This is a genomic window from Staphylococcus sp. FSL W8-1207 (assembly GCF_038003745.1).
Classification (GTDB): Bacteria; Bacillota; Bacilli; order Staphylococcales; family Staphylococcaceae; genus Staphylococcus; species Staphylococcus equorum.
In genome coordinates, this window is record NZ_JBBOPU010000001.1 from 1389695 (window position 1) to 1407783 (window position 18089).

Below are 18089 nucleotides of genomic sequence, written 5' to 3' on the forward strand. Positions count from 1 at the left end.
CTATGTTGAATTATAGCCATTTACATTTAATGACTATAGATAACTCGCAATAAAACAAAGTATATGTGAAGAGGAATGTTATCAACATCGTGCATTTGACAACTATAAATGAATTGCTTACGTATCTAATGGTTAGATCGTAGCTGAAAATTTAAACCCTCTTCCCCTTTTCAGTCTCTCGTACTGAATTAAAAGGTGCTATTCAATTACTACTGCATTTCTATCATCAATTTCTTCAAGAAAAACTGCCACAGCTTCTTCCCTTGCTGTTGGTATGTTTTTACCAACAAAGTCTGCACGTATCGGTAATTCTCGATGTCCTCGATCTACTAGTGTAGCTAAACCTATTTTCTTAGGTCTAGCGTACTGTAACACTGCGTCTAAGGAGGCCCTGACTGTTCGTCCTGTATATAAAACATCATCAATGATAATTACGACTTGATTTGTAATATTAACATCAATTTCATATGCGCTTTCTTCAGCTTCGTTTATTGTCTGTTCTAAATCATCTCTAAATTGAGTGATATCAATTGTTCCAGTTGGCACAAGCTTCTCTTCTATGCGCTCAATTTTTTGTTGAATACGTCGTGCTAAAAATGCACCGCGCGTTTTAATACCTAACAATATTAAATTATCAGTACCTTTGTTATATTCTAAAATTTCATGTGCAATACGTGTCACCGTTCTTTGAATCGCTGCTTCATCCATAATAACTCGTTCTGACATTTTAGGCACCTTCCTTAATTTGATAAATATTTATCTTATTTAATATAAAGAAAACCTCATGTCTTTTTAGACATGAGGTTTAGTTATAAAGTATCATAAACAAACAAGAGATTTATCTTCACTTAACTTAGATGCTTTCTCTTCACAGGGAGTTAACCACTATGTTTCCCATTGCGCGATAAACTTCAGCTACAACAGTGTTCATTTGCCTTCACAAACATACAATATGTTTATGTACCTTATATTAAATCCATGTCTTCGAAGCCTCTCTGGACTTTCATTTAAAGACGATATGGCGCTCTATTAAACTGTCACTATATTACCATGAATATAATTCACTTGCAAGCGGTCAAATAAAATTCAAAATAATCATTTGACGCTATTTCACGTCACTCATATGATAGATTGGGAGCGGGACATGTATTTTGTCCCAACCTCATAAAAAGCTACTAGGTTCTAATATAGAATTCTAGTAGCTCGTTCTTATATATTAAATTTAAGCCTTCAAAACTTTATATTTCAAATTTACTTTTATTAGTTAGCTGTCACTTTTACGAATATCTGCTAATAATTGTTCAAAATCCTCAGGAAGTGGTGTAGACTTTTCAATATATTCTTGCGTCACTGGGTGTTCAAAACCAATGATACCGGCATGTAGCGCTTGCCCGCCAATATTCAAGGTTTTCTTCGGTCCATATTTCGGATCGCCTACAAGCGGGAATCCAATATACTTCATATGTACACGTATTTGGTGTGTACGCCCTGTTTCTAATTCACATTCTACTAAAGTATAATTATTAAAATGCTCTAATACATTAAAATGTGTAACTGCTTCTTTACCATCATCAACAACGGCCATTGATTGACGATCATTTTTATTTCTACCAATTGGTGCCTCTATCGTACCGTAATCATGCGGTATATTGCCATGAACAAGCGCTACGTATTTACGTGTCACAGTTTTCTTAACTAATTGATTCACTAAACTACGATGTGCAATATCATTTTTGGCTACCATTAATAGACCAGATGTATCTTTATCAATACGATGTACAATACCTGGACGTACTTCACCATTAATGCCAGATAAATTTTTCATTTGATACATTAAACCATTTACAAGTGTCCCTGTTGAATGCCCAGCTGAAGGATGCACCACAATACCTTTAGGTTTATAAACGATTGCTACATCATCGTCTTCATAATATATATCTAAGTTTAAATTTTCTGGATTGATGTCTGCTTCTACAATTTCTTTTTCAGTTACTACAATATGGTCGTTTAACTTCGTCTTATAATTTGGTTTAATTAGCTTATCATTTACTTTTACAAGTGATAATTTTATCCAATCTTGAATCTGTGTACGTGACCAATCTGAATTGAATTCAGGTAATACTTTGTCGATACGCTGGCCTGCGTCATCTTTATTTTCTATCTTATACTCATGTATTGTCATGCAAAATCTCTCCTATTCTTCGTTCTTCATATCTGTTAACAAAGCGATAATAATTAACAAAACGCCTATCGTCAAACTAGAGTCAGCTACATTAAATATTGGAAAGTTATAACCAAATATATATGTGTCAATAAAGTCAACAACTTCACCGTGTAATACGCGATCAATAAAGTTACCTAAAGCACCTGCAAATAATAAACTAATAGCGATTTGCATTAACAAACTGTGTTTTGCTTCTTTAATATAAAATACAATGAGCACTACGAGTATAATAACTGTAATAATATAGAAAAAGCCCATTTTCCCGCTCATAATACCCCAAGCGGCACCATCATTTCTGTGAGAAGTTATATTTAAAAAGTTGGGAATAACTTCAAATGTTTCTCCAACCTTCATTGAACTAGCAACAATAAATTTTGTGATTTGATCTAATATTAATATAACGATTGTTATGAATAAAGAAATACCAATATAGTACGGACGTTTCATGTCTGTACCTCCTATTCTAATCTCAGTCGCTTTTACAACATCTTTCATTATATCCTAATCAAACTTATAAAAAAAGTTACAGTTTGAATATCTGATAAAAAAGTTACATTATTAATACTAAATCACTAATAATATTCACATATACAATAAGGTAATTTAAAAAATCATCTACAGTTAACAATAAAATGGCGCACCATGTTGCCTATTTTTAATAGTTAATGTAGATGAAATATTTGATGTTCAAGTAGTGACAATATTGTATGGAAACGTCGGCACCTAGTCGAATAGTTCAACATGAGTGAATACTAAAGGCTGTGGCCGCGGAAAGCATGCAATAGAACTGCCACAAAATAAAAAACTATATGAATATATATTAAGTAAATCTTCCTATTAAAACATAGACATGAGTTATTGAAAACATATTTCATATTATTTTAATATTAAATCAAGGTAACGACTTGTGCTGACTCCTGCGGGAAATGCACGAGCCGCAGACTACAGGCTGAGGCTGTGCCCGCGGAAAGCATGCACAAGTATTGTCTCTAAATACTATTATGTTTAAACACTAGCGTTTTTCTTAGGATGGATATATTTATAATCTTTAACTTCGTCTTTCGTTATAATTCGGTTTGATATTTCAAAAGGCTTGTTATAATTCATTTCACTAACTTCTAATGAACCATTGTCATTTCGTTGTTCAATATAAGCTACATGACCATACTCACCTTCAGTAGTCTGTAAAATGCTCCCTACCTTGGGTGATTGATTGACTTTATAGTCACTTTTTTGTGCATACGATGCCCAATACTTTGCGTCGTTCCATTTCTTCCCTATTTTCATTCCATCTTCTCTTACTTTTTCAAAGACGTAGTGCGTGCATTGTCCTTTAGTATACGTATTATATTTCATTGGATCTAATGACCAGAAATGATTTGTTGGCTCAGTCATATCTTGGTTATCTAATCCTTCATATGCAGCAGCAACAGTAATAATAGCACTTATCGCAAACATCGTACCAAGTCTTTTTTTCATTTAATCACACGACCTTATTATAATTAAATCGAAATTGTATACCATCTGGTCCTGTTAATAATTTGTGCGTAGTCTCAGGGTAATGAAAATCAATAATTGCTAAACCATACGTTCTATTATTTTCAATTCGTTTAATACTAGATAACCAATTATTAACCACTAAATGTTGATGATAACCATTAGAGGATAAGTAAAATGCGCCATCTGTTTCTAATGATGATGTTTCAAGTCCGAAATAATTATTATAGTACTGCTTAACTTTGCTTAAATCAATTGATTTTAAATTCAAATAACCAATAACACTTTCATCAGGTATACCTTGCCATTTTTCATTTGAAGTATACGCTAATAGATTAGGCACGTTAATCGGTTGCGTTTCAAGCACTACTTTTTCATCTTCAAATAACCAGTCTTCAATTGGATTATCAACATAAAATTCTAAACCATTACCTTCAGGGTCTTCTAAATATAATGAGGTTGTCACATCATGCTCCCCACCGTGTACTGGAATACCAGACTCATCTATTTGTACAAGCAAATCTGCAAGGTCTGTCTTAGCAGGTAACTTGATTGCCAAGTGAAATAATCCTGCTTCTGAACGTAACGGCTCTCTGCCCTGTATAACCTGGTTAAAAGTCATAAAATGATTTAAATTACCAATCTCATATTGGATTGTTGAATAAGATTCATTTACCACATTCATACCTATGATGTTTTCATAAAATTGTTTCATTTCATCTTTATCTCTAACATTTAATGTAATGCCATTTACAAAATGCGCGCTTTGACTATGGAACATGTATAACACCTTTCTAAAACTCTAATAAATTCAGTATACTTGAAATCCATTTTTATACATTAAAAAAGCTCATTCAATAGTATTATTTTTATCCATTTCTTCATAATTATCTTAATAGTTCAAACATGAAAAAGGCTATATGCTTTGCGCGAGGCAAAACATATAACCTAATTTAATTATTTCATTTTTATTTCTAATTAATCACACTACGTTTTATACGAGTGTTTTAACGACTTCTTGGCAACGTGGACATAAGTCTTCAAGTTCGCCAACTGAGCCTAGTTCTTCACTATAATTCCAACAACGTTGACATTTTTCACCATGCGCGTGTTCAATACGGATATCACCATATTGATAAGCCACACCATTTTCAACTGATTCCACTACTTCTGCTTGAGAAGTAATAAATAACTGCTGTAAATCAGAGAATTGTTGTAAAAATGATGTTGCATCAAAGTTGTCATTGCTACCGATTACAACTTTTGCTTCTAATGATTTACCAATTACTTTTTCACCACGTGCTACTTCTAATGCACGGTTAACATCATCACGTAAATCCATAAATGTATTCCATCTATCTAAAAATTCACGGTCTACTTCAGCGCGTTCTGGCATACGAGTTAAGTGAATACTTTCTTCTTCAACATGCGGAATATGAGACCAAACTTCTTCAGCAGTATGCACTAAGATTGGTGCTAATAATTTCGTCATATCCACTACAATTTGGTATAACACTGTTTGCATACTACGACGTTTATGAGAATCACGTTCTTCAATATATAAAATATCTTTACCATAATCTAAATAGAAATTACTTAATTCTACGTTAATAAAGTTTTGAACTTCTTGATAGATATCTAAGTAATCATAGTTATCATAATGATCTAAAGTATTTGCTGTAAATTCACGTAGTCTATTTAATAAATATTTATCTACTTCTAATAAATCTGCTTCAGCTAATGCATCAGTAGCAGGATTATAATCATTCACGTTACCTAACATAAATCTTAATGTATTTCTGATTTTACGATACACATCAGAAGTTTGTTTTAAAATTTCATCTGAGATACGAACGTCAGCTAAGTAATCAACACTACTTACCCACAGTCGTGCAATATCTGCACCTTTTTGTTTAACAATTTGATCTGGCACAATAACGTTACCTAATGATTTACTCATTTTTTTACCTGAGCCGTCCATAACAAAGCCATGAGATAAGAGCATTTTGTATGGTGATTTACCTCTTGTCGCAACAGAAGTTGTAATTGATGAGTTAAACCAACCACGGTATTGGTCACTACCTTCAATGTATAAATCTGCTGGATAAGATAATTCAGGACGTCCTTCTAAAACGCCTCTGTGAGATGAACCAGAATCAAACCAAACATCCATAATATCTGTTTCTTTAGTAAATTCACCGTTTGGACTACTTGGATGTGTAAATCCTTCCGGTAGTAGGTCTTTTGCATCACGTTCAAACCAAACATTAGAACCAAATTCTTCAAATAAATCTGCAACATGATTAACAGTTTCGTTTGTCATGATGATGTCACCATTTTCAGCATAAAATACTGGTAGAGGAACACCCCAGACACGTTGACGTGAAATAACCCATTCACCACGGTCACGGATCATATTGAAAATACGTGTTTTACCCCAATCTACTTTAAAATCAGTTACTTCAATTGCATCTAAGATGTCTTGACGAACTTTATCAATAGATGCAAACCATTGTGGCGTTGCTCTAAAGATAACAGGTTTTTTCGTACGCCAATCATGAGGATAACTATGTGTGATAAACTCTAACTTTAATAAAGCATCTTTTTCTTTTAACACATCCGTAATTGCTTTATTGGCTTTGTCATAGAACATACCTTCAAATTGACCAGCTTCTTCTGTAAAGACACCTTTATCATCAACTGGGCTAATTACTGGTAATTTGTACTTCTGACCAACGACATAGTCATCTTCACCATGACCAGGTGCTGTATGCACACAACCTGTACCAGCATCAGTAGTAACATGTAAGCCATTGATAACCAATGAAACTCGGTCAACAAATGGATGTTGTGTCTCCACATACTCTAATTCGCTACCTTTAAATTCTTTTTCTAATTCAAGCGTATTTTCATCCCAGCCTAATGCTTCAACAACATCACTCGCTAAGTCTTTACCGATAATGTATTTTTTACCGTTCACATTATATTGACCATAAGTTAAATCAGGATGTACTGTAATCGCCACGTTAGAAGGTAATGTCCATGGTGTTGTTGTCCAAATGATGAATTTCGCATCTGAATCTACAACGCCTTTACCATCTTTAACATCAAACGCTACATAGATAGAAGCTGAACGTTTATCTTGATATTCAATTTCTGCTTCTGCAAGTGAAGATTCACTTGATGGTGACCAATATACAGGTTTTTTGCCTTTGTAAATTAACCCTTTATCTGCCATTTCGCCAAATAAACGAATTTGTGCTGCTTCATATTCTGGTTTTAACGTGATATATGGATTATCAAAATCACCTTTAACACCTAAACGTTTAAAATCTTTTTTCTGATTTTCAATTTGTTCTAAAGCAAATGCTTCACATTTTTTTCTGAATTCAGCAATAGATAATTCTTTACGTTTAACACCTTTTTTAGTTAGTGCTTGTTCAATAGGTAAACCATGCGTATCCCAACCTGGGACGTAAGGTGCATAAAACCCACGCATTGATTTATATCTAATCATCATGTCTTTTAAGATTTTATTCAGTGCATGTCCCATATGCAAATTACCATTAGCGTATGGTGGGCCATCATGCAAAATGTATGATGGATTCCCTTCATTTTTATCTAACACTTTTTGATAAATGTTTTGTGCTTCCCATTCTTCTTGGATCTTAGGTTCTTTATTTGGTAACCCTCCGCGCATTGGGAAATCTGTCTTTGGCATTAATAACGTTTCTTTATAATCCATTTTATACACTCCTTGTTCCGATTTTCATAATAAATTCAATTCATCCGTACAATAAAAAGAACCCTAAGTTCAATTAACAGGGACGATTAATACCGCGTTACCACCCTGATTAACTCAACTTAGAGTTCTCTCATTGTTCATATATTTTTTTAAAATTACAGTGATATAAACATCTTACATATGAAAGGCTCTCACTGTCCCTAACTCGCTTTGATATGCAAAAAGATGTTTACGCGTCTGTTATTTATATTAATTACTATTTTTTATCTGTTTCAGTATTTGTAGCCTGAGCATCTGCTTCTGCAGTACTATCTGCCTCTGCTTTCGCTTTCATCGCTTTTTCTTCTTCAGTCAAATCATTTTCATGTAAATGATTAATATTTTCTTGAGTTACTTGTTCAGAATCAAGATCATAATTTAATAAATAATCCCAATCTTCACTTTTTAGTAAATCAAGTTGAGCCTCAACTAACATGCGAAAACGTGATCTAAATATTTTTGATTGTCGTTTCATGTCTTCAGTTTGGAATGAGAGACGACGTGCTTTTTCAACCGCATCATTAACAATTTTATTAGCCTCACTTTGTGCTTTAGAAACTGTTGCTTCAGCATCTTTAGTTGCAGCTAATTTCGTTTCTTCCCCAGCTTGTTTCGCATGAATTAAAGCATCACTTACAGATTGATGAACATCTTTATATGACTGTATATTTGTATCTTTATCTTCAATGACTTTCTCTAATTGCTTTTTATCTTCTTTTAAACGTTCAATTTCGTTACTTAGTTGTTCTAAATAGCTTTCAACCTCAGTTGGTTCAAAACCAGTTTTTACGCGTGTAAAGTCTTTGTTTTTTATTTCATTTGGTGTAAAAGGCATGCGTTATCCTCCTTCTATAATACACTATTTTAGCACTGCTTTAAATATCTGAAATAGTGATTTATGTCTATATTTTCTATTTTTTTATAATCATTTGTATGCATTCTTATTGATAGAAATCTAATTTAACTTGTTTATACGTTATATAAGTATAACATTATTTGAATAAAGTTTTGTACGAAATTCTTACTTTATCTTTTTTTGTTTTACCACCAATATCAGTAATCATTGCTCTACCATAACCTTGGATTGACAATAAGTCACCACTATCAAGTTGAAAATCTGTAGCGTCGATCATTGTATGATTGACCTTGACACGCTTTTTATCAATTAATTGTTTAGCAATTGTACGGGATTTGCGAATCATTTCTTTTAAGATGACATCTAAACGCAAACCACTCACAGTAGTTTCATATGTTTGCCAATGCTCTTTTGATTGTATCATATCTTTTATAGGAATAGAATTAAGTTTAACTGTAGCACCCTTAATCCTATTTAGTTCTAACATAATATAAGATTCCAATTGTTTTGTCAAAGTAAATTGAATTGAATCATCCACAATAATATCTCCTAATTGCTCTCTTTCTATCCCTAAAGACATAATTGTTCCTAATATATGTTGATGTTGTAGCGTTACAAACTTTTTAGGATAGTCTATTTCAACCAATACAATTTCAAACAGTTCTTCTTCTGGCACAAGATAATCAGGTGCAACAATAGCCCTTTTGCGTTCTGCATATGGCCCACCAAAGAATGTGACTTCTAAATCATCGTAACTACCCACTATAACACTTATAATATATTGTCCACGTGGGTCTAGAAAAGGTGTTAATATAGGCGCATACTGCTCATTCGCACGGTTACACTTATCCATAAGTTGATCTATTAATTCATGTTCTTCTTTTCTAAAATGCTGGTAAATATCGATGTTAATCACTCCACATACAAGAGAAAGCACCTCGCGTCATACAACGTTAGGTGCTTCTCATTTATTTTATACATTAGTTATAAGTAAACTTAAATTCTATTTAACGTAAATTGATTTAAGCTAAATTACTCAAAATTAAATTAAAAATACTTGCTAAACCTTGTCGGAATAAGACAAGTACAATTATTGCTACAATTGATGATATATCGATCATACCAATTGGAGGAATAATTTTACGGAATTGTTCTAAAAATGGTTCATAAATTTTAGCTAAAAATTGACCGAATTTATTTTCTCGTGCATTAGGTATCCATGACATAAAGAAATAAACAATCATTCCGTAATAATAAATTTGAACCAAGAATAAAATAAAACTAAATATACTTCCTAATAAACCTATATCCATTTATTATTACCTCTATTCACCTTGGTATTCCATATTTTCTATGTGATCTGTAATACTACCAGCGACTTCAATATTATCTGGAGTACATAAGAATATATCTGACCCTACGCGTTGAATGTCTCCACCGATTGCATAAACTGTACCGCTTAAAAAGTCGATAATACGTTTAGCAGAAACTTTATCAATACGCTGTAAATTAACTAAAGTTGCACGACGATTTTTGAGTTCGTCTGCGATATCTTGAGTATCTGAAAAAACACGTGGTTCAAATAAACACATTTTAGAACTTTCTTCTGTAAAACCGAATTGATCTTGTTCTTGATTATTCATATTCACAACGTTCCTTGCATTATTTTTTGATGAAGTGTTATTCATTTGATACTTCCTTTCACCTGAGGATTGCTGTAATCTTGATGACTGCTTTTTGGGAACGGATTGTATGGATCTTTGTCGCTCTGTATTTTCATTATTTTTATATTCATTGAAATTCGTTTGAGACTGCGCTTGTTGCTTGTTTTGTTGTCTACCTTGTTCTTCTTCTGGTGCTTCTAATTCGTCATCTTCTTCTTCAACCACGAAAAATCCACTAAATAAATCTTTTAAAGCCACGGGGCTCACTCCTCTTTTCCTACAAGTTTAGTCCCAATTCTCACAAATGACGCACCTTCTTCAGCAGCTAAATGGAAATCATTACTCATTCCCATCGATAACTCAGTGCATGGTGCATAATTTAAATTGAGCGCTTTAATCTCATCTCTTTTATTCTTTAATGATTGAAATAAGCTTTTTATATATGACTCGTCATCAGTTAATGGAGCCATAGTCATAAGACCAACTACTTCTATATTTTCATATTGTTCCAATGTTTCAATAAAAGTATTCACATCTTTCAACGCAACACCTTGTTTAGAATCTTCACCTGAAACATTTACTTGAACAAAACACTTTATTTTGTGTTCTGCCCTTTTGTTAATTTCTTTTGCTAATTTAAGACGATCTAATGCATGAAAGTAATCAATTTCATTAATCACTTCTTTTACCTTTCTAGTCTGCAATGAACCAATAAAGTGCATTACTATATCGTCAGGTAAAGCTTCTTTTTTTAGTTGAAATCCTTCTAAACGATTCTCACCAAAATGTCTAATCCCCGCATTATAAGCATCATTAGCTCGGTCTATTGTAGCATACTTTGTCACTGCAATCACGTTTGGCAACGTTGAAATATTACCTTTTTCGCAGTGTGTTTTTAATTGTTTTTCAATTTGTTCTAAATTATATTGTACGTTCAAATCTCTACACCTCTTCATTATTGACCGATAAATGCTAACATGCGGCCAGTATTCCCTTTCTCTACTCTATATGAGAAAAATAAGGATAAATCGTCAGATGTCGCATAGTTAGTAATATAAATATTGTCTTTAGGAACACCTGTATTTTCAATTAATAAAGCATTCGCGCGTTTTAAATCAATGCCATGTCTGTCATTGTCTCTTGTCTCAATATATTCATTCATGTCTATCGGTAATGATTCAAATTTTGATTTAATATCATCATTAATTTCATAAGTTGTAGATGTTGCAGGTCCAATTACGATATTCAAATCATTTAAATTAAAATTGATATGGCGAATGACTTCATTCACAATTTGACCGACAGTTCCTCTCCAACCAGCATGTGCCAAACCGATGTAATGATGTTTTTCACTATAAAAATATATAGGTACACAGTCCGCGTAACACATTGTAAGCAGAATATCAGATTCATACGTATATAATGCATCTACACCATGTAGAGCATCCGTTAAAATATCAATATTCGTGCCTTTATCTTTAGCTGTCACCTCTACAACTTTATTTTCATGCGTTTGTATAGGGAATACCCATTGTTCTCTCGGGTATTGAATTACAGCTGCAAGCTCTTCTTGATGTTGTGTAACGTGTTGTGGATTATCATTAATATATCTAGCCATGTTAAAAGCTGATTTAGGATAGGGACTCAAACCTTCTTCTCTTGTTGTTATACCCAATTTTACATTGTTTAAATGGCTATCCTCATATTTCAATATATGATTATCTTTAATAAATTTATCATGCATACTATGACCCTCCATTAATTAAAACTGTAATTCCTCGCTATGACTTCATATAGGAGACCCGCGACAATAATTTTTTTCTGAAATTTCAGACAGATATATGATTAAGTTATATTCACAAATAGCAATAAAATTCAAAAAAGTCATCAGATCTTTGGACCTGATGACATCATTGTATTTATTATTGACTACTTTAAGCTTTAAGCCTTATGTATACAAGGCGAGCTAGTTCGAAAATTAACGTCTAGTTCTTCTTGAACGTCTTTCTTCTCTATTTCTGATAAAGCTTGGAATGTCATCTTCATTTGTAGTATGACTTCTGCCTTCACTAGCACTTTCTGATGGTTGAGAAGTATTTGCTGTATTTGATGCAAATGAATCTTCTTTTGAACTGTTACTACTTGTTGCGCTTGTACCGAACCCAGTATTTGAAGCTTTACGTGCTTGTGATGAAGGTTTATCTTCAAATCCAGTAGCGATAACTGTAACTACAATTTCGTCTTGTAATTCTGGATTAATTACAGTACCGAAGATCATATTTACATCTTCGTCTGCTGCATCTTGTACGATGTCAGCTGATTCTTGTGCTTCGAAAAGTGATAGTGACTCTCCACCAGTGATATTCATAAGTACACCCTGTGCACCAACGATTGAAGTTTCTAATAATGGTGACGAAATCGCCTTTTTAGCTGCTTCTACTGCGCGGTTTTCGCCGGAAGAAACACCAATTCCCATTAATGCTGAACCTTGGTTAGACATGATTGTTTTCACATCTGCAAAGTCAAGGTTTACTTCACCTGATACTGCGATTAAATCAGAAATACCTTGAACACCTTGACGTAATACGTTGTCGGCTTCTTTAAATGCTTCCATCATAGGTGTTGATTTATCAACGATATCTAATAATCTGTCATTAGGAATAACGATTAATGTATCTACAGCTGCTTTCATTGATTCTACACCAGCTGCTGCTTGTGTTTGACGCTTACGACCTTCAAAACCAAATGGACGTGTAACGACACCTACTGTTAATGCTCCCATTTCTTTAGCAATTTTTGCTACGACTGGAGCAGCACCAGTACCAGTACCGCCACCCATACCAGCAGTTACGAATACCATATCTGCGCCTTGGATAGCATCTTCAATCTGTTCACGAGACTCTTCTGCAGCTTTTTTACCAATGTCCGGGTTAGCTCCAGCGCCTAAACCACGTGTTAATTTTTCACCAATTTGGATTTTAGCTTCAGCTTTAGACAGGTTTAAAGCTTGTCCATCCGTATTGATTGAAATAAATTCAACATTATTCATACCATGGTCAATCATACGGTTTACAGCGTTGTTACCGCCGCCCCCTACACCGATGACTTTCAACGTCGCTAAATGATTAAATCCTTGTTCAAATTCTAACATTTATATTTCCTCCTAGTTTTAATGGCCAATCAATCGAATAGAGATTTCATAAGTTTTTTGAATTTACCTTCTTCTTTGTCCTGAGGTTTACGTTCTTCATCTTGGTTGACGTCTACTTTTTCGTCGTATTCCTCAGGTGCTTCTGGTTCTTCCATTTCAGAAGCTGACGTTTGTGGCTCTTCTTGTTTGTTTGATTTTTTCTTGAACCAGTCAAATCCGCTTGATTTTGTGCTATGTTCTCTTTCATCAGATTCGATGACTTCTTCTTCGAATTCTTCACTGTCATGATTACTAATTGTAACATAATCTAGCAATTCGTCGAAAGTAATGCTACTAGAAATTGTTGAAATTGCTGAAGAAAATTCAGGTTTTCTAATGCCCATTTGTGACGGTGTATGAATTCTTACTTTTTCACTTACCATATCTTGTAGTAATTCTTTAACACCTAATAGGTTTGCCGAACCACCAGTAACAACGAAACCACCGTTAACTTTAGTAAGTCCTAGCTCTTGTAATATATCAAAAACATTAAAGAAGATATCTTCAACACGTGCTTCAATAATATCTGCTAAATCTTTTTGAGTAAATTGAGCTTCTTCTTCACTATCCACTTGGTCTACACTAAATACGTCATGATCAGAAGCAGATTCAAAGAAAGCGTGACCATATTGATGTTTAATCTTTTCTGCTGTTTCATAAGATGTGTTTAAGCCTTGCGAAATATCTTCTGTGATATCTCGACCAGCCATCTCAATTGCCTCAGCATCAACAAGCTCGCCACGTTCATAAAATGCAAGTTGTGTAATATCTTCACCGATATCGATGATACATGTACCTAGCTCTTTTTCAGTAGCTGATAGCACTGAACCATAGTTATACGCATCTGAATACACATCTAATACATCTACGCCACAAGATTCAACACATTTAATCATATTGATTAAAATTGATTTTTGAATTGCAATAACACCAGCTTCTACTTTCAAACCATGTCTAGCAATTAATTCTTTTGGATCTGAAACTTCATTTTCCCCATCAACAATAAATTTAATCGGGAATGCATTTATAATTTCAGTTTCTGGCACATCATTTTTTTCACGAATACCTTCAAGCACACTTTCAATATGTGTACCATTCAATTCTGTATCTTCATAAAATTCTATTTCATTTACTTCATCAAATACTTCAGTTCCGACTATTGGAAGTTTTAAAAACACTTCTTTAATATCTACACCTGAAGCAATAGAGGCTTTTTTGATTGTATCTTTTACCGCTTGTTTAGCGATATCGAAATCATCAATAAGACCATTTTTAATCCCACTTGTGTAGGTCTGTCCTGTACCTATCACATTTATACCATTGTGAAATTTTTCGCCCACTATCGTTTTAACGCTTGATGAACCAATATCTATACTTACATAATAATGCTCTTCCATAGATAGGCACCTCCTGACAATAACTTATTCAAGTTCACACTATTAACAGTTTACAATACGTTTTGATGCTTGTGAACTATAAACACATGTATTTGTCGAAATTTTTTAATTATTTTTATCTGATTCTTTATTTATTTTGTTTAATGCACTTTGTAACTCATCTTTTGCTGCATCTGTTTCTGTTGTTTGTTCGTCTACATTTTTGTCACTTGCTGATTTTGTTTCATTACCACCACTATAAGGAATAAATGATGCACCTACTGATAAATCAATATATCCTGACTTTTTCAATTCGCCTGATTCATCACGTTCTAGCGATTGAGACATTTGCGGATAATATTTCATTTTATTAGCAATCGTATTGAGATTACCAAGAATTTGAATATCATCAGATGTGAATAATTTGATTTGATTTTGTAAATTTTCTTGAGGATCATATTTAATTTCTGCAATCATACCTCTTACATTTGCTGGCATTTTTGCAAGTTCATTAATAATTTTTTCTTTCTCCTCTTTTTCAAATCCTACTAAAATGGGTCCATCATCCGTTGCATTACCATCATAGTTTTTCAATTCTGTACCATTTTCTAGAATAGGCACGTAATTATCTTTCTTTTTCGTCATTCCAACAATTTGATTTTCAGAGATCTCAATCGTTAATTTGTTAGGCATTTGTTTCGTGATTTTCGCGCTTTTTATCAATTTGTTTTCTTTTAATTTATCCGTCGCTTTTGAAGTGCTATATGTGTACATTCTAGAGTTGTCTTTAACATCAATTGCTTTATTGATTGCACTTTTGGAAACATTATCATTGCCTTTTATTTCCACACTACTTATCTTACTTAAAGGCGTGAACATATATATAAGAATCAAAATGATAATAAATAACAATACACCAAATACTGAATATTGAATTTGCTTTTGTCGTTTTCGACGTTTTGCTCGTTTTTCTTTTAAGTATTCAGAGTCAAATTCACTTACTTTATTAGTCATTCATTTTCACACCCTTTAAAAAGAAGGTAAGTGCGCTTGGAAACTTTTTATAAATTTATTTCCACGCTCTTCAAAAGTATTGTATTGATCCCAACTTGCACAGGCTGGAGATAAAAGTACAACGTCATTTGGCTCTATAGCGTCTTGTATTTTATCGACTGCGTCTTGTACATCAGTCGCTGTTATTACGTATTTGCCCTGACTTTCACCTAGTTTCACAAATTTACTTTGTGTTTCTCCAAATGCGACCATCACCTTGACGTTTTTCATATAAGGAATAAGTTCATCAAAATCGTTACCACGATCTAAACCACCACACAACCAAATAATTGATTGATCAAATGAATTTAGTGCAAATTGTGTTGCAAGTGTATTGGTTGCTTTTGAATCATTGTAATATTTATTCGTTTTATTTGAACCCACATATTGTAATCTATGTTCAATACCAGAAAATGTAGTAAGACTATCGATGATTGCTCTTACTGATATACCAGCTAAAAGTGCAGCTAACGTCGCTGCAAGTATATTTTCTAAATTATGTTCACCTGGTAATACTAAATCGTCTTTATGAATAATTCTAAATCCTTGAAACACAATAAAACCATCTTTTACATAAATACCATCAACTTCTTGTTGTGTAGAAAAATAATAGGTTTTGGCACTTAATGATTCCGATTCAATTAAATGACGTTGGTGATAATTACAAATTAAATAATCGTCCTCTGTTTGATTTTTATAAATTTCTTTTTTAGCATTTTGATAGTTCTCTAACGATTCATGGTAATCAAGATGTGCCGAATATATATTTGTAATAATAGCAATATGCGGCTTGTATCGATCTATACCAAGTAGTTGGAATGAAGATAGTTCCGTAACTAAATAATCATTTGCTGTAACCTCTTGAGCTACTTTAGATGCAACATATCCAATATTCCCTGATACTTTACCTGTTACTCTGCTTTTTTGAAACATATCTCCAATTAATGACGTTACTGTAGTTTTACCATTGGTACCTGTGACACCAATAATAGGTGCTTCTGATATCAAATAACTCAATTCAACTTCTGTTAAGATTTTCAAGCCTTTTTCTACTGCTGCTTCAAGTAAAGGTACAGTGTAGGGTATTCCAGGATTTTTAACTATAATAGGATTACTATCAAGTAAAGACAATGGATGTTCTCCACCAATGACTTTAACCCCTCTATTTTCTAAATCTTTGGCATGTGAATCTTGGCTTAAATCTTTGCCATCATTAACTATGACATTCGCGCCCAACTTACTTAACAACTTCGCTGCTTCATAACCACTTTTCGCTAATCCAATTACTAATACATTTTTATTTTCTAATCCTGTATATTTCAGCAATTTAATTCACTCCAATCCATAGGCCAATTAGTCCTGAAATCAAACCTACTGTCCAAAATACCGTCACAACTTTCTTCTCATTCCAACCAACTAATTCGAAATGATGATGTAATGGTGACATTTTGAAAATTCGTTTTCCTGTTAATTTGAAAGATGTAACTTGAATAATTACTGATAAAGTTTCTGCAACAAACACGAAACCAATAAAAATGAGTGATAATTCTTGATTTAACATAATTGAAATTGTGGCAAATATACCACCTAACGCCAAGCTACCTGTATCTCCCATAAATACTTTAGCTGGGTTTAAATTGAATGGTAAGAACCCAACTAAAGCAAAAATCATAATAATACAGAACAGACCGATAGAGGTAGCACCTTGGAAATAAGCCATAATTGCATACATAACAAATCCAATTATAGACAAACCAGTTGCTAGTCCATCTAAACCATCTGTTAAATTCACTGCGTTTGAGAAACCTACTTGCCAAAACACAATGAATATTACATATGCAATAGATAGTGGTATTTCTGTATTCGTAAATGGAATATGTATTCCTGTAGAAAAATCAGTTAAATTAAACGCTTGGCTCAAAATGAAGAAGATGACTGCTATCGCAATCTGTGCTAAGAATTTTTGTTTACTTGTTAACCCTTCATTGTTCTTTTTCACAACAATGATGTAATCATCTATGAATCCGATTAAACCAAACCCTATTGTTACAAATAATAGTAAAATAATTGGATTAGGATTTTCCATAAAAATAATTGCGAGTATCGAAGTTACAATGATACTAATCAAGAAAGTAAGTCCACCCATTGTAGGTGTGCCTGTTTTTTTCATATGACTTTGCGGGCCCTCTTCCCTAATACTTTGCCCAAATTTCATTCTTTTTAATGTTGGTATCAATACTGGGACTAATATAAAAGTGACTAAAAGTGCAATAATTGCGAGTAAATAAACCATATTATGCTCCTTTATATATTTAATTGGATTATTTCTAAGTGCTAAGTGGCTACAGTATGTATAGAGGTAAGTAGCTTTATCAGTTATTTAATTAACGTCATACGCTACTAAATACTGACAAGCTACTATTTGTGAACACCTCATAATCATGA

17 protein-coding genes are annotated in these 18089 nt (G+C 33.2%); all 17 read right to left on the reverse strand.

Annotation, left to right across the window (positions count from 1 at the left end):
• Positions 1–198: 198 nt before the first annotated feature.
• The gene (gene pyrR, locus NSR03_RS06955) at positions 199–726 is read right to left on the reverse strand and encodes a bifunctional pyr operon transcriptional regulator/uracil phosphoribosyltransferase PyrR (RefSeq protein WP_002507921.1); all 528 of its coding nucleotides are present in this window, start codon (positions 724–726) and stop codon (positions 199–201) included.
• A gap of 538 nt (positions 727–1264) precedes the next feature.
• The gene (locus NSR03_RS06960) at positions 1265–2182 is read right to left on the reverse strand and encodes an RluA family pseudouridine synthase (RefSeq protein WP_002507922.1); all 918 of its coding nucleotides are present in this window, start codon (positions 2180–2182) and stop codon (positions 1265–1267) included.
• A gap of 12 nt (positions 2183–2194) precedes the next feature.
• Positions 2195–2671 carry a signal peptidase II gene (gene lspA / locus NSR03_RS06965; RefSeq protein ID WP_002507923.1) on the reverse strand — a complete coding sequence of 159 codons (477 nt, stop codon included), beginning with the start codon at positions 2669–2671 and terminating at the stop codon, positions 2195–2197.
• Positions 2672–3229: 558 nt separating this feature from the next.
• Entirely contained in the window at positions 3230–3703 is a 474-nt protein-coding gene (locus NSR03_RS06970; RefSeq protein WP_021338700.1) for a CHAP domain-containing protein, read from the reverse strand.
• A 4-nt stretch (positions 3704–3707) separates the two neighbouring features.
• The gene (locus tag NSR03_RS06975; RefSeq protein WP_021338699.1) at positions 3708–4502 is read right to left on the reverse strand and encodes a VOC family protein; all 795 of its coding nucleotides are present in this window, start codon (positions 4500–4502) and stop codon (positions 3708–3710) included.
• Between the two features lie 213 nt (positions 4503–4715).
• On the reverse strand, positions 4716–7466 hold the full coding sequence (ileS, locus tag NSR03_RS06980) for an isoleucine--tRNA ligase (RefSeq protein WP_069801781.1): 2751 nt from the start codon (positions 7464–7466) through the stop codon (positions 4716–4718).
• A 256-nt stretch (positions 7467–7722) separates the two neighbouring features.
• Entirely contained in the window at positions 7723–8340 is a 618-nt protein-coding gene (locus tag NSR03_RS06985) for a DivIVA domain-containing protein (protein ID WP_021338697.1), read from the reverse strand.
• 157 nt (positions 8341–8497) lie between these two features.
• Positions 8498–9277 (reverse strand): YlmH family RNA-binding protein, encoded by a 780-nt coding sequence (locus tag NSR03_RS06990; RefSeq protein WP_021338696.1) that lies wholly within the window; start codon positions 9275–9277, stop codon positions 8498–8500.
• Between the two features lie 106 nt (positions 9278–9383).
• Positions 9384–9674: a YggT family protein gene (locus NSR03_RS06995; protein WP_002507929.1), complete on the reverse strand. Its 291-nt coding sequence runs from the start codon at positions 9672–9674 to the stop codon at positions 9384–9386.
• 12 nt (positions 9675–9686) lie between these two features.
• Positions 9687–10283 (reverse strand): cell division protein SepF, encoded by a 597-nt coding sequence (locus tag NSR03_RS07000; RefSeq protein WP_002507930.1) that lies wholly within the window; start codon positions 10281–10283, stop codon positions 9687–9689.
• Positions 10284–10288: 5 nt separating this feature from the next.
• Positions 10289–10963, reverse strand: a complete 675-nt coding sequence (locus tag NSR03_RS07005; RefSeq protein WP_340719196.1) for a YggS family pyridoxal phosphate-dependent enzyme — start codon at positions 10961–10963, stop codon at positions 10289–10291.
• A 17-nt stretch (positions 10964–10980) separates the two neighbouring features.
• Complete coding sequence (pgeF, locus tag NSR03_RS07010) at positions 10981–11769, reverse strand: peptidoglycan editing factor PgeF (protein ID WP_046465196.1); 789 nt, start codon at positions 11767–11769, stop codon at positions 10981–10983.
• Between the two features lie 234 nt (positions 11770–12003).
• Complete coding sequence (gene ftsZ, locus NSR03_RS07015) at positions 12004–13176, reverse strand: cell division protein FtsZ (protein WP_002507933.1); 1173 nt, start codon at positions 13174–13176, stop codon at positions 12004–12006.
• Positions 13177–13205: 29 nt separating this feature from the next.
• Complete coding sequence (gene ftsA, locus NSR03_RS07020; RefSeq protein ID WP_021338693.1) at positions 13206–14612, reverse strand: cell division protein FtsA; 1407 nt, start codon at positions 14610–14612, stop codon at positions 13206–13208.
• Positions 14613–14717: 105 nt separating this feature from the next.
• Positions 14718–15605: a cell division protein FtsQ/DivIB gene (locus NSR03_RS07025; protein ID WP_052730996.1), complete on the reverse strand. Its 888-nt coding sequence runs from the start codon at positions 15603–15605 to the stop codon at positions 14718–14720.
• Positions 15606–15620: 15 nt separating this feature from the next.
• Positions 15621–16970, reverse strand: a complete 1350-nt coding sequence (gene murD / locus NSR03_RS07030) for a UDP-N-acetylmuramoyl-L-alanine--D-glutamate ligase (protein ID WP_002507936.1) — start codon at positions 16968–16970, stop codon at positions 15621–15623.
• 1 nt (position 16971) lies between these two features.
• The gene (gene mraY, locus NSR03_RS07035) at positions 16972–17937 is read right to left on the reverse strand and encodes a phospho-N-acetylmuramoyl-pentapeptide-transferase (protein WP_021338691.1); all 966 of its coding nucleotides are present in this window, start codon (positions 17935–17937) and stop codon (positions 16972–16974) included.
• Between the last annotated feature and the right edge of the window lie 152 nt (positions 17938–18089).